General features: G+C 62.9%; 11 protein-coding genes. 7 read left to right on the plus strand and 4 right to left on the minus strand.

Translation table 11 applies throughout. From position 1 onward, the window contains the following. From HMPREF3173_RS02745 to HMPREF3173_RS02755, 3 genes are read left to right on the plus strand one after another with little or no spacing between them, the layout of a single operon-like run. Positions 1-780 carry a 5-oxoprolinase subunit PxpA gene (locus HMPREF3173_RS02745; protein ID WP_070571437.1) on the plus strand — a complete coding sequence of 260 codons (780 nt, stop codon included), beginning with the start codon at positions 1-3 and terminating at the stop codon, positions 778-780. Beyond that, complete coding sequence (gene pxpB / locus HMPREF3173_RS02750) at positions 777-1472, plus strand: 5-oxoprolinase subunit PxpB (protein ID WP_070571438.1); 696 nt, start codon at positions 777-779, stop codon at positions 1470-1472. Before HMPREF3173_RS02745 ends, pxpB begins: the two co-directional genes overlap by 4 nt. Further along, positions 1469-2386, plus strand: coding sequence for a 5-oxoprolinase subunit C family protein (locus HMPREF3173_RS02755; RefSeq protein WP_070571439.1), 918 nt, complete (start codon positions 1469-1471; stop codon positions 2384-2386). Before pxpB ends, HMPREF3173_RS02755 begins: the two co-directional genes overlap by 4 nt. 188 nt (positions 2387-2574) lie before the next feature. Here HMPREF3173_RS02755 and HMPREF3173_RS02760 read toward each other — a convergent pair whose 3' ends face one another. From HMPREF3173_RS02760 to HMPREF3173_RS02770, 3 genes are all read right to left on the minus strand, one after another. Beyond that, the gene (locus HMPREF3173_RS02760) at positions 2575-3753 is read right to left on the minus strand and encodes a vWA domain-containing protein (RefSeq protein ID WP_070571440.1); all 1179 of its coding nucleotides are present in this window, start codon (positions 3751-3753) and stop codon (positions 2575-2577) included. A 12-nt stretch (positions 3754-3765) separates the two neighbouring features. Beyond that, complete coding sequence (locus HMPREF3173_RS02765) at positions 3766-4611, minus strand: AAA family ATPase (protein ID WP_043209275.1); 846 nt, start codon at positions 4609-4611, stop codon at positions 3766-3768. Between the two features lie 206 nt (positions 4612-4817). Further along, on the minus strand, positions 4818-5891 hold the full coding sequence (locus HMPREF3173_RS02770) for a DUF748 domain-containing protein (RefSeq protein WP_043209276.1): 1074 nt from the start codon (positions 5889-5891) through the stop codon (positions 4818-4820). A 133-nt stretch (positions 5892-6024) separates the two neighbouring features. Between HMPREF3173_RS02770 and cysK the strand changes: the two genes are divergently transcribed. The 3 genes from cysK to HMPREF3173_RS02785 all read left to right on the plus strand — a co-directional run bounded on the left by cysK (position 6025) and on the right by HMPREF3173_RS02785 (position 9519). Next, positions 6025-6999, plus strand: coding sequence for a cysteine synthase A (cysK, locus tag HMPREF3173_RS02775; protein WP_043209279.1), 975 nt, complete (start codon positions 6025-6027; stop codon positions 6997-6999). Between the two features lie 214 nt (positions 7000-7213). Beyond that, on the plus strand, positions 7214-8149 hold the full coding sequence (locus HMPREF3173_RS02780) for an aspartyl/asparaginyl beta-hydroxylase domain-containing protein (protein ID WP_070571441.1): 936 nt from the start codon (positions 7214-7216) through the stop codon (positions 8147-8149). Between the two features lie 488 nt (positions 8150-8637). Beyond that, positions 8638-9519 (plus strand): DMT family transporter, encoded by an 882-nt coding sequence (locus HMPREF3173_RS02785; protein ID WP_070571442.1) that lies wholly within the window; start codon positions 8638-8640, stop codon positions 9517-9519. A gap of 90 nt (positions 9520-9609) precedes the next feature. Here HMPREF3173_RS02785 and HMPREF3173_RS02790 read toward each other — a convergent pair whose 3' ends face one another. After that, complete coding sequence (locus HMPREF3173_RS02790; RefSeq protein WP_070571443.1) at positions 9610-10485, minus strand: DMT family transporter; 876 nt, start codon at positions 10483-10485, stop codon at positions 9610-9612. Between the two features lie 206 nt (positions 10486-10691). Here HMPREF3173_RS02790 and aceK point away from each other — a divergent pair, with 206 nt between their 5' ends. Continuing rightward, positions 10692-12407: a bifunctional isocitrate dehydrogenase kinase/phosphatase gene (gene aceK, locus HMPREF3173_RS02795; RefSeq protein ID WP_070571444.1), complete on the plus strand. Its 1716-nt coding sequence runs from the start codon at positions 10692-10694 to the stop codon at positions 12405-12407. The last annotated feature ends 2 nt before the right edge of the window (positions 12408-12409 follow it).

The following is a 12409-nucleotide window of genomic DNA, read 5'->3' on the forward strand; positions in this document are numbered from 1 at the left end:
ATGAACAACCACAAGAGAGTTCGACCGGTGAAACGCCTGCTACTCAATTGCGACATGGGCGAGAGTTTCGGCAGTTGGCGCATGGGCCTGGATGCCGAGGTGATGCCTTACATCGATTGCGCCAACATCGCTTGCGGCTACCACGCAGGCGACCCAGGCACCATGCGCCGCACCGTGGCCCTGGCACTGGAGCACGGCGTGACCATCGGCGCGCACCCGGCCTACCCGGACCTGGTCGGTTTCGGCCGCCGCTCCATGGCGTGCAGCAACGAGGAAATCCGAGACATGCTGCACTACCAGATCGGCGCGCTGGAGGGGATCTGCAAAGTGCTGGGCAGCCGCGTGGCCTACGTCAAACCCCATGGCGCGCTGTACAACGACATGATGGCCGACCCGCTCAAGCTGCGCGCAGTACTCGAGGCCGTGGCCGCCTATGATGCGGGCCTGCCGGTGATGCTCATGGCCACCGCCGACGACAGCGCCGCACGCGCCCTGGGCGAGGCCATCGGTGTGCCGTTGTGGTTCGAGGCCTTTGCCGACCGGGCCTATACCGCCAGCGGTCACCTGGTGTCCCGGCGCCTGCCCGGCGCGGTGCATCACGACCCGGCCCTGGTGATCGAGCAGGCCTTGCGCCTGGCCCGTGGTGAGGCGTTGGTGGCCGATGACGGCAGTGCTGTGCAACTGGATGCCGGTACCCTCTGCGTGCATGGCGACAATGACAGCTCCGTGGCGGCCGTGCGGCAGATCCGCCAGGTCCTCGACGCCCTGGTGCAGCCATGAACCCACGCATCGAGGTGGTGGCCATCGACAGCTTGATGGTGCGCCTGTTCGACGTTATCGATGAGGCCAACATGCCGTGGATCCTGGCTGCCAGCCAGTGCCTGCGCACAGCCTTCGGAGCGGGGCTGGTGGATTTGGTCCCCTCCTATACCACCGTGATGGTGCAGTTCGAGCAGGCACCTGGGCAGGCGCGGGCGCTGATCGACCAGGCATTGGTGGACTTGCAGCCGGATGCAGGCAACACCGGGCGTCGCCATGAGATCCCGGTCTGGTACCACGCCAGCGTCGGGCCGGAGCTGCCGGTGCTGGCTGCCCGCAGCGGCCTGAGCGAGGCCGAGGTGATCGGCCTGCACAGCGAGCGGGAGTATCCGGTGTTTGCCCTGGGCTTCGCGCCGGGGTTCGGTTTCATGGGCCTGGTGGACGAACGCCTGGCCAGCCCACGCCTGAGTACCCCGCGCAAGCGCGTGGCAGCGGGCAGCGTGGGCATCGCCGAGCGCCAGACCGCCGCCTACCCGGCGGTCTCGCCAGGCGGCTGGAACCTGATCGGCCGCACCCCGGTGCGCTTGTTCGACCGCGCACGTGAGGGCTACAGCCTGCTGCAACCAGGTGATCGGGTGCGTTTCGTGGCGGTGTCTCACGAGCAGTTCATGGCATTGGGCGGCGACGACAGCCCGTTGGAGGCCTTGGCATGAAGCGATTGACGATCGAGGCCAGCACCGCGCTGTGTCAGTTGCAGGATGCCGGGCGTTTCGGCGTACGCCACCTAGGCGTGACCCAGGGTGGGGCGCTGGATTGGGTGGCGATGTACTGGGCCAACTGGCTACTGGGCAATGCACTGGGTGCGCCGGTGGTGGAGGTCACGCTGGGGGGCTTCACGCTGGTCGCCGAGGACGATTGCACCTTGGCCCTGGCCGGTGGAGATCTGGATGCGCGTGTTGACGATCAGCCCGTCCAGCCCTGGCGCAGCTTGCGCTTGGGCAAGGGCCAGCGCCTGAGTCTTCGCCAACCTCGGCAAGGCGCGCGGGCCTACGTGGCAGCGCCTGGCGGGTTTCTGGCCGAGGCGGTATTGGGCAGTTGCGCGACCGTGGCACGCGAGGCGCTCGGCGGCCTCGATGGGCGAGGGAGGGCGCTGGCCAAAGGGCAAGTGTTGTCGTTCGCCAAGGGGGCGCCTGCCTTGCGAGAAGTGGCGCAGCATTTGCGTCCGACCTACCCGCAAAAGCCCGAACTGGACTTGGTCATGGGCGCACAGATCGGCGCATTCAGTGGCACCAGCCTGTTCGAGGCGTTCAATCGTGAGTGGACCTTGGACAGCCGCGCCGACCGCATGGGCATGCGCCTGCTCGGGCCGCAGTTGGTCTACCAGGGCGCACCGATGATCTCGGAGGGTATCCCCTTGGGCGCCGTGCAGGTGCCGCCGGACGGGCAGCCGATCGTGCTGCTCAATGATCGGCAGACCATTGGTGGGTATCCACGGCTTGGAGCGCTGACGCCCCTGGCGCTGGCGCAACTGGCACAGTGCCTGCCCGGGGCGGTGGTGTGCTTCAGGGCGGTGGTGCAGGAGCTGGCCTGGCAACAGCAGCAGGCTTATCTGCAACGTTGGCGGTGAGGCTTCGGGCTCTCTGGTGGGTAAATCGGAGCGCCGGACCCCGGCTTGCACAAGGTACGTGCTTAAGCCTGTAGGTGCGGGCTGACCTGCGACGGGCCTATACAGGGCAGTTGCTCAGGTGCAGCACAGTCCTCAACGGATGTGCTGCACCTGTGGGCGCGGGTTTACCCGCTAAACGGGCGACGCCATTACTTGGACAGGTAACGCATCCCGTCTTCCAGCCCCTGCAAGGTCAGCGGGTACATCTTGTCTTCGATTAGCTCGCGCACCAGATGGGTGGAGGCGGTGTAGTCCCAGGCCTGCTTGGGATACGGATTGATCCAGATGATCTTCCTGAACTTCTCCATGAAACGCTGCATCCACACGTACCCGGCTTCTTCGTTCCAATGCTCCACGCTGCCGCCCGGCTGGGTGATCTCGTAAGGTGCCATGGCCGCATCGCCGACGAATACCACCTTGTAGTCGTCGCCATACTTGTGCAGCAGGTCGAAGGTGGAGAAGCGCTCCGACGTACGGCGCAGGTTGTTCTTCCACACCGACTCGTAAACGAAGTTGTGGAAGTAGTAGTACTCCAAGTGCTTGAACTCGGTCTTGCACGCGGAGAACAGTTCTTCGCAGACCTTGACGTGGGCGTCCATGGAGCCGCCGATGTCGAACAGCAACAGCAGCTTTACCGTGTTGCGCCGCTCCGGGCGCATCTGGATGTTCAGCAGCCCCGCATCCCGTGCGGTGTGGTCGATGGTGCCATCGATGTCCAGCTCCTCGGCAGCGCCTTCGCGGGCGAACTTGCGCAGGCGACGCAGGGCCAGCTTGATGTTGCGTGTGCCCAGTTCGACCTGATCGTCGAGGTTCTTGTATTCGCGCTGGTCCCACACCTTGACCGCCTTGCCCTGGCGCTTGCCGGCCTCGCCCACGCGGATGCCTTCGGGGTTGTAGCCGCCGGAGCCGAATGGGCTGGTACCGCCGGTGCCGATCCATTTGTTGCCGCCGGCGTGACGTTCCTTCTGTTCTTCAAGGCGTTTCTTGAATTCCTCGATCAGCTTGTCCAGCCCGCCCAGGGACTGGATCTGCGCACGTTCCTCGTCACTGAGCGAGCGCTCGAACTCCTTGCGCAGCCAATCTTCGGGGATCAACGCTTCCAGGTGTCGGTCGAGATTCTCCAGGCCTTTGAAGTAGGCGGAGAAGGCCCGGTCGAACTTGTCGAAATGCCGCTCGTCCTTCACCAGGATGGCTCGCGCCAGGTAATAGAACTCGTCCATGTCGGCGAACACCACGCGCTGCTGCAAGGCATTGAGCAGGTCGAGCAGTTCGCGCACCGACACCGGCACCTTGGCCGCGCGCATTTCGTTGAACAGATTGAGCAGCATGGCCGGCTCCTGTCAGCGGTTGCCGCGCCGGCTCATGAAGGCCAGGCGCTCGAGCAGTTGCACGTCCTGCTCGTTCTTGACCAAGGCGCCGGCCAGCGGCGGAATGGCCTTGGTAGGGTCGCGCTCGCGCAGCACGGCTTCGCCGATGTTGTCGGCCATCAACAGTTTGAGCCAGTCGACCAGCTCGGAGGTGGATGGCTTTTTCTTGAGGCCCGGCACCTTGCGCACGTCGAAGAACACGTCCAGCGCTTCACTGACCAGCGACTGCTTGATGTTGGGGAAGTGCACGTCGACGATGCGCTGCAGGGTGTCGCGGTCGGGGAAGGCGATGTAGTGGAAGAAGCAGCGGCGCAGAAAGGCGTCGGGCAGTTCCTTCTCGTTGTTGGAGGTGATGATGATGATCGGACGTTGCTTGGCCTTGATCGTCTCGTCGATCTCGTAGACGTAGAACTCCATCTTGTCGAGTTCCTGCAACAGGTCGTTGGGGAACTCGATGTCGGCCTTGTCGATCTCGTCGATCAGCAAGATCACACGCTCTTCGGCCTCGAATGCCTCCCAGAGCTTGCCCTTTTTCAGGTAGTTGCGTACGTCATGGACCTTGTCCACACCCAGTTGCGAATCGCGCAGGCGGCTGACCGCGTCGTATTCGTAGAGGCCTTGGTGGGCCTTGGTGGTGGATTTGATGTGCCAGGTGATCAGGCGGGCACCGAAGGAGGCGGCGAGCTGTTCGGCGAGCATGGTCTTGCCGGTGCCCGGTTCACCCTTGACCAGCAGCGGGCGCTCCAGGGTGATGGCTGCGTTGACCGCCAGCTTCAGGTCGTCTGTGGCGACGTAGTCGCGGGTGCCTTCGAACTTCATGAACCGATCCTCTGCGGGGTGTCATTCAAGACCCTTTCGCGGGCAGACCACTCCCACAGGAAGCGGTGACGCTGGCCCTGTGGCAGCGGGTTCACCCGCGAAAGAGGCGATACGTGTTTGTCATTGCCAGCGACTATAACGCGGGCCCAGGCGAGAGAAAACGCAGACTGGTCATTCAGTCTCTGAATGGTGCGTCGCGCCCCGGTTCAGTCGGAATCGGGCGGCGGTTGTTCGTAGCGTGCATTGAATGCCTGGATAAAGCCGTTGCGCAGGATCTGCAGGAACGCCTCGAAGGCGCTGATGTTGCGCTGGTGCACGCTACCGCTCAGCTCCACACGGGTGGCGAACTGGTTCTTGGGTTGGTTCTTGAGCACCGTTTCGCTGGCGCCGACCAGCGCTTCCCAGATCGAACGGAAGAAGCCTTTGTCCTTGTCCTCCACGTCTTGCTGCCAGTTGAACACATCCACATCCCGCAGCAGAGGCTTGATGTACCCGTGCAGGCGGCCTTTCTCGGCCTGGGCTTCGATCACCAGATCGCCATGGCCTGCATTGAAGTCGAACTTGCCGTAGGCACTGGCGAAATCATTCAGCCGGCGCAGCTGGATGCCGGTCGCGCGCAGGCGAAACTCGAAATCGTCGAAATCGCTGAACGGGTCGAAAGTGGCACGGCTTTCCACCCGGGCATCGCCCAGCAGCCGCGCTGTGCCGTCGAAATGGGCATCGCGGCGGCCTTTTTCGTCGCGTACGTTGGTCAGGTTGCGGATGCTCGCGTCCAACTGGGTGGCCTTCAGATCGACAGGCGGTTTGGAGTTGAAGTTGCGAAAGGTCAGGGTGCCGTTTTCAATGCGTACCTCGTTGAGGGTGATGGGCAGCAGTTTTTCTAGCTGCTGGCGCCAGTCGGTACCCTGGCCGGTCTGGGAGTTCTGCTTGTTGCCACCGTCGACGAAATTGAGCTCCGGATGCACGAAGACGACTTCAGCGACTACAGCATGGTCGTACCACAGCGAGCGCCAGCTCACCGAGAGGTCGATCAGCGGGGCATCGAGAAACGGCACCGGTACCTTGCCGCTGGTCTTGACGATCTTCAGCTCGTTGATCTGGTAGGCCCCGCGCCACCAGGCCAAGTCCACGTCGGTGATGTGCCCGCGGTAGTCGCCCATGTCCGCGAGCCGGTCGTTGAGGTAGTCACGGACCAGGTAAGGCAGGGCCAGGTGCAGGGCCAGCAACAGCGCGACCAGGCTGGCCAGGCCTATCAGCGGCCAACGATAGCGAGCTTTCATCGAGGGCTCTCCGGGGCAGGTTGTCCGGTTGACCGCTATGGCCTGTGGGGAGTTCGAACGGGCTTTACTGCCCCCCGGGGCAGGCTTACCCTTGAAGCTTTCCCTGCTCCTACAAAGTTCAAGGACTCCTGCCATGAGCCGCATCTACGCAGACAACGCCCACTCCATCGGCAACACGCCGCTGGTGCAGATCAACCGCATCGCTCCGCGTGGTGTGACCATCCTGGCCAAGATCGAAGGACGCAACCCAGGCTATTCGGTCAAGTGCCGGATCGGCGCGAGCATGGTCTGGGACGCCGAGAGCAGCGGCAAGCTCAAGCCGGGCATGACCATCGTCGAGCCCACCTCGGGCAACACCGGCATTGGCCTGGCCTTCGTCGCCGCTGCCCGTGGCTACAAGCTGGTATTGACGATGCCTGCATCCATGAGCCTGGAGCGGCGCAAGGTGCTCAAGGCGCTGGGGGCCGAACTGGTGCTGACCGACCCGGCCAAGGGCATGAAGGGCGCGATCGAGAAAGCCAACGAAATCGTCGCCTCCGACCCGGCCAACTACTTCCTGCCGGGCCAGTTCGACAACCCCGCCAACCCGGCGATTCACGAAAAGACCACCGGCCCGGAAATCTGGAACGACACCGATGGCGCGGTAGACGTCTTGGTGGCGGGCGTCGGCACCGGCGGTACCATTACCGGGGTTTCGCGTTACATCAAGCACACCCAGGGCAAGTCGATCCTGTCGGTGGCGGTGGAGCCGGTGGCCTCGCCGTTGATCAGCCAGACCCTGGCGGGTGAAGAGCTCAAGCCAAGCCCGCACAAGATCCAGGGCATCGGCGCCGGTTTCGTGCCGAAGAACCTTGACCTGTCCATCGTCGACCAGGTCGAGACCGTCACCGACGACGAGGCCAAGGCCATGGCCCTGCGCCTGATGCAGGAGGAGGGCATTCTCTGCGGCATCTCCTGTGGCGCGGCGATGGCCGCTGCCGTGCGCCTGGCCGAGAAGCCCGAGATGCAGGGCAAGACGCTCGTGGTGATTCTGCCGGATTCGGGCGAGCGTTACCTGTCGAGCATGCTGTTCAGTGACTTGTTCACCGAGCAGGAAAACCAGCAGTAACACGCGGCCCTGGCGATACCGGGGCCGTGTGGCGGCCCCGCTTTTCTGATGCACCGCTGATCCGGAGCAATGCCGGGCAGCACTCTTTGTTGCAAGATCCTGAAAACTGCACTGCGTCCCTGGAGGTTTTTACCGGGGGCAGATGGGTTTATGATGGCCGGATGATTTTGAATGGAGCAGGCCACGGCCTGGTTTCTTCTCCAAGGAGTGTTGCATGACCTTTTCCTTCGCCGCCAAGGCAGGTGTCCTGCTGGTGTTCTTCTCCAGTGTGCTGTTCGTGCACCTGCGCGGCAAGGCACGTCTTCCCGTGCTGCGCCAGTTCGTCAATCATTCGGCGCTGTTCGCACCTTATAACAGCCTGATGTACCTGTTTTCCGGCGTGCCGTCCAAGCCTTACCTGGACCGTCAGCGGTTTCCCGAGCTCGATGTGCTCAAGGACAACTGGGAAGTGATCCGCGAAGAGGCCATGCGCCTGTTCGACGAGGGCTACATCCGTGCCGCGGAAAAGGACAATGACGCAGGCTTCGGCTCGTTCTTCAAGAAGGGCTGGAAGCGCTTCTACCTGAAGTGGTACGACAAGCCGCTGCCCTCGGCCGAAATGCTCTGCCCCAAGACCGTCGAACTGGTCAGCCGCATCCCCAATGTCAAGGGCGCCATGTTCGCCTTGCTGCCCGGTGGCAGCCATCTGAACCCGCACCGCGACCCGTTTGCCGGCTCCCTGCGTTATCACCTGGGCCTGTCTACTCCGAATTCTGACAACTGCCGCATCTACGTCGACGGCCAGCCCTCCGCCTGGCGCGACGGTGAGGACGTGATGTTCGACGAGACCTATGTGCACTGGGTGAAGAACGAAACCGACGTGACCCGCGTGATTCTGTTCTGCGACATCGAGCGCCCGCTCAGCAGCCCCTTGATGACCCGCATCAACCGCAAGGTCAGCGCCTTCCTGGGCCGCGCCACTGCGCCGCAGAACACCGATGACGAGCGCGTGGGCGGGATCAACCAGGCCTATGCCTGGAGCAAGCGCTTCAGCAACAAGATCAGCACCCGCGTGAAGCAGTTCAAGCGCGCAAACCCCAAGGCCTACCGCATCCTGCGGCCAGTGCTGGCGGTGGTGGTGGCGTATCTGCTGTACCGTTGGCTGTTCTGAATCACCTGTCATCGCATCCGCCGGTAAACCCGCTCTCACAGGCTCAGCGCAAACCTTGAGAGCGGGTTTTTCACCCACCGGCTCAACCTGGAACGTGCGGGAGCGGGTTTACCGGCGAAAGGGCCTGATCTGCCAATCCAGAAGGCAGCTATTGCCCGGCCCAGGATTCGCCGTTATATTCCGAAACATTCTCTTCTCCGAAGACCCGATCATGCCTGCCATCCCTTCCATCACAGCTGTCGTCCTCGCGCCTGTCGCGGGCGTGGTTGTGCGTGGCAGTCAGCAGCCGGCCATGATCAGTCATTACCCACCACCTGTCAGTGGCGTGGTAGGCGGCGTAGCTCCGCCTCCTTGCGCAGTGGTGCTGGGCTGATCGGCCTCTGGCCGCTTCCCAACACACTCGCAACCTACTGAACACGGTCGGCTACCTCCCTCGCTAACGCGACAGCCTGCCGTTCGGCTCATTTGCCCTATACAGGTGGCAATACATGTCTGTCTTTTCCAAAGCATCCGTGGCCTCGGCGGCCACGACCAGCCTGTTCGTCCTGCTGTGGAGCAGCGGGGCGATCGTCTCCAAGCTCGGGCTGGCCCAGGCCAGCCCCTTTGCCTTCCTCCTGCTACGCTCTGCCCTGGCGCTTGCCGGCCTGCTGATGGTCAGCCCACTGCTGGGGCTGCGCTGGCCGTGTGGTCGTGGTGCCGTGCTGCGCGCCCTGGGTACCGGTTGCGTGTTGTTGGGCGCTTACCAGATCTTCTATCTGCTGGCGCTCAACACCCACGTCACCCCTGGCATCATGGCCACGGTCATGGGTGTTCAACCGATCCTTACCGTTGTGCTGATGGAGCGTCAGCGCTCCTGGAGCCGACTGTTCGGGCTTAGTCTGGGGCTCGGGGGCCTAGTGATGGTGGTCTACCAGGGCCTCAACCTGGGCGGGGTATCCCTTGCTGGGATGCTGTTCGCCCTGCTGGCACTGGCCAGCATGACCTTGGGCTCGATCCTGCAAAAGCGCATCACCGACAACCCCATGGGTACCTTGCCGTTGCAATACCTGGCCGGCTTTGCCTTGTGCGCAGTGTTCGCGCCATTTCAGCCGCTCCAGGTGCAATGGAGCGCAAGCTTCATCGGTGCGCTGGCATGGATGGGGCTGGTGGTCTCGCTGCTGGCGACTTTGCTGCTGTATCGCCTGATCGCCCGAGGCAACCTGGTCAATGTCACCAGCCTGTTCTACCTGGTGCCTGCGGTGACTGCCGTGATGGATTATCTGTTTTTCGGCAATCGTCTGGCGCCGCTCAGCCTGCTGGGCATGGGGTTGATCGTCGTCGGCCTGCTGTTCGTGTTCCGCAAGCCGGCATTGCGTGCGGCTGAAGCCTGATGCACCGAGGGCCGCTTTGCGGCCCTCTTCGCGAACGGGTGTACGCCATTTCCAAGACGCAGGGCCTTGTCCCGCGATAGGGCCATGGCCCTATTTTTTGGCCGGACGTAGCACTAACCACAAGGCCACGCCGATCAGCACTCCGCCATACAGGTGCGCCATCGACAGCGGCTCGTCCAGCAGCCAGGCGCCCCACAGGACGCCGAATACCGGAATCAGGAAGGTCACGGTACTGGCCTTGACCGGTCCGATCTCGGCCAGCAGGCGGAAGTACAGGATGTAGGCGAACGCCGTGCACAGCAGGCCCAGGCCCAGCAACGACAGCCACACCGACCAACCGCCCCAGCTGGCCGGTGGCTGGGCGAGGGCACTCCAGGCGAACACCGGCGTCAGCAGCAAGGTCGCGCCGAGCATGCTGCCCAAGGCCGACAACCGGCTATCCAGATCGCTCACCCAACGTCGCGCAAGGAACCCGGCAAAGCCATAGCAGGTGGTCGCAGCCAGACAGGCCATGGCGCCTTGCAACAAGGCAAGATCCAACGCCACCGGGCCCGCACCGCTGAGGATGCCGACGCCGAACAGCCCCAGGAAGATGCCGCACAGCTTGGCCAGGGTCATGGGTTCGCGGAAAAACAGCACGCCGATCAACACACCCATCAGCGGTGTGGTGGCGTTGAAAATGGCTGAGTAGCCGGCGGGCAGTACCTGCGCGGCCACCGAATAGAAGGTGGCCGGGATCCCGGAGTTGATCATCCCCAGTACCAGGCAGGCGCCAAGCTTGCCGTTGAAGTCCCAGCGCACCCGCGCTGCGGCAAGAATGGCGATCAGCCCCAGACACGCGATCGAGACGCGAAAGAACGCTGTCGGCACGGTACCGAGTTCCGGCGCGATGATGCGCATGAACAGGAAGCTCGCCCCCCAGACAGCGGCAAGGGTCAGCAGGCGGGCAAGGGCGATGGGGCTCACAGCGGTCTCCAGCAATCGGCAAGGGCGCGAGTGTACGCCATCGACTGAGCGCGGTTCTTGTCCTTTCTTGCTGTGTGAATTTGTCCGCGGCCTTTCGTGGGAACCCGCTTGAGAATCCTGCGGGAGCGGGTTTGCCTGTGAAAAGGGCACGACGAAAGCAGGGGCAACTAAGCTTGCGTGTTGAACCCCCGCATGGAGTCCCCTGCATGTCCCAGTCATGGCCGGCGGCCGAGATCGCCCGGATGATCCTCGATGGTTTCGACGACTACCGCGAACATTTCCGGCGTATCACCCTGGGCGCGCGCGCGCGCTTCGAACAGGCGCTGTGGCAGCAGATCCAGCAGGCTGCGGCGGCACGCATCAATCTCTATGAAGAAAAGGTCGCCCAGGTCAATGGCTGGCTGCGCGATGGCTTTGCCGAGGCGGTACTGCTGGATGTCGAGCAATGGCCGCTGGTGAAGAATGCCTATATCCGCCTGATCGACCCGCGCCTTGACGATGAGTTGGCCGAGACTTGGTACAACTCGATCTTCTGCAGCCTGTTCAGCCACGACCTGATCAGCGATGGCTGCATGTTCATCCATACCACACGGCCGTCGATGCGCGGACATGAGCGGGCTGCACAGACCCGCATCTATCAGCCTGACGGCAGCGTCCGGAGCCTGTTGCGCTCGATCTTTGCCGATTACCCGTTCAGTGTGCCCTATGGCGATCTGGACGGGGATGTAGCACGTCTTGAGCAGCAACTGCGCGAATGCTTGCCCGACTGGGTCTGCAAGGATCCCGCGCTGGCCGTCGAGCTGTTCTCGCCGGTGCTCTACCGCAACAAGGGCGCTTACCTGGTGGGGCGGCTGTACACGCCGGATGAGCAGTGGCCGCTGGTGATTCCGCTGTTGCACCGCGAGGGCCATGGCATCGAGGCGGATGCGGTGATCACCGACGAAGCCGAGGTGTCGATCATCTTCTCCTTCACCCGCTCGTATTTCATGGTCGATGTGCCGGTGCCGGCGGAGTTCGTCAATTTCCTCAAGCGCATCCTGCCGGGCAAACACATCGCGGAGCTGTACACCTCGATCGGCTTCTACAAACACGGCAAGTCGGAGTTCTACCGTGCGTTGATCAATCACTTGGCCAGTACCGAGGATCGCTTCGTCATGGCGCCTGGGGTGCGCGGTATGGTGATGAGCGTGTTCACCCTGACCGGCTTCAATACTGTGTTCAAGATCATCAAGGATCGCTTCTCGCCGTCCAAGACCGTGGACAGGGCCACGGTGATCGACAAGTACCGTCTGGTCAAAAGCGTCGATCGGGTTGGGCGCATGGCCGATACCCAGGAGTTCGCCGATTTCCGCTTCCCCAAGGCCAAGTTCGAAGCGCAGTGCCTGGCCGAGCTGCTGGAGGTGGCACCCTCGACCGTCAAGCTTGAAGGCGACACAGTGCTGATCCGTCACTGCTGGACCGAGCGGCGCATGACGCCGCTCAATCTTTACCTGGAACAGGCCAGTGAGGCCCAAGTTCTGGAAGCGCTGGAGGACTACGGCCTGGCGATCAAGCAACTGGCGGCGGCGAACATCTTTCCTGGTGACATGCTGCTCAAGAACTTCGGCGTCACCCGTCATGGCCGGGTGGTGTTCTATGACTACGACGAGATCAGCTTCCTGACCGAGGTGAACTTCCGGCATATCCCGCCGCCCCGTTATCCGGAGGACGAGATGTCCGGCGAACCATGGTATTCGATCGGGCCGCACGATGTGTTTCCGGAGGAGTTTCCGCCGTTTCTGTTCGCCGACATCGGCCAGCGACGGCTGTTCAGCCGGTTGCATGGCGAGCTGTATGACGCCGATTACTGGAAGGGGCTGCAGGCGACGATTCGTGACGGGAAGGTCATCGACGTGTTTCCGTATCGGCGCAAGGCGCGGTGAGC

The organism is Pseudomonas sp. HMSC08G10 (assembly GCF_001808425.1).
Taxonomy (GTDB): Bacteria; Pseudomonadota; Gammaproteobacteria; order Pseudomonadales; family Pseudomonadaceae; genus Aquipseudomonas; species Aquipseudomonas guariconensis.

What these genes read in the sequence shown, in the direction of transcription:
- HMPREF3173_RS02745 (WP_070571437.1), top strand. Translation starts at nt 1, where the DNA reads ATGAACAACCACAAGAGAGTTCGACCGGTGAAACGCCTGCTACTCAAT.
- pxpB (WP_070571438.1), top strand. Translation starts at nt 777, where the DNA reads ATGAACCCACGCATCGAGGTGGTGGCCATCGACAGCTTGATGGTGCGC.
- HMPREF3173_RS02755 (WP_070571439.1), top strand. Translation starts at nt 1,469, where the DNA reads ATGAAGCGATTGACGATCGAGGCCAGCACCGCGCTGTGTCAGTTGCAG.
- HMPREF3173_RS02760 (WP_070571440.1), bottom strand. Translation starts at nt 3,753, where the DNA reads ATGCTGCTCAATCTGTTCAACGAAATGCGCGCGGCCAAGGTGCCGGTG.
- HMPREF3173_RS02765 (WP_043209275.1), bottom strand. Translation starts at nt 4,611, where the DNA reads ATGAAGTTCGAAGGCACCCGCGACTACGTCGCCACAGACGACCTGAAG.
- HMPREF3173_RS02770 (WP_043209276.1), bottom strand. Translation starts at nt 5,891, where the DNA reads ATGAAAGCTCGCTATCGTTGGCCGCTGATAGGCCTGGCCAGCCTGGTC.
- cysK (WP_043209279.1), top strand. Translation starts at nt 6,025, where the DNA reads ATGAGCCGCATCTACGCAGACAACGCCCACTCCATCGGCAACACGCCG.
- HMPREF3173_RS02780 (WP_070571441.1), top strand. Translation starts at nt 7,214, where the DNA reads ATGACCTTTTCCTTCGCCGCCAAGGCAGGTGTCCTGCTGGTGTTCTTC.
- HMPREF3173_RS02785 (WP_070571442.1), top strand. Translation starts at nt 8,638, where the DNA reads ATGTCTGTCTTTTCCAAAGCATCCGTGGCCTCGGCGGCCACGACCAGC.
- aceK (WP_070571444.1), top strand. Translation starts at nt 10,692, where the DNA reads ATGTCCCAGTCATGGCCGGCGGCCGAGATCGCCCGGATGATCCTCGAT.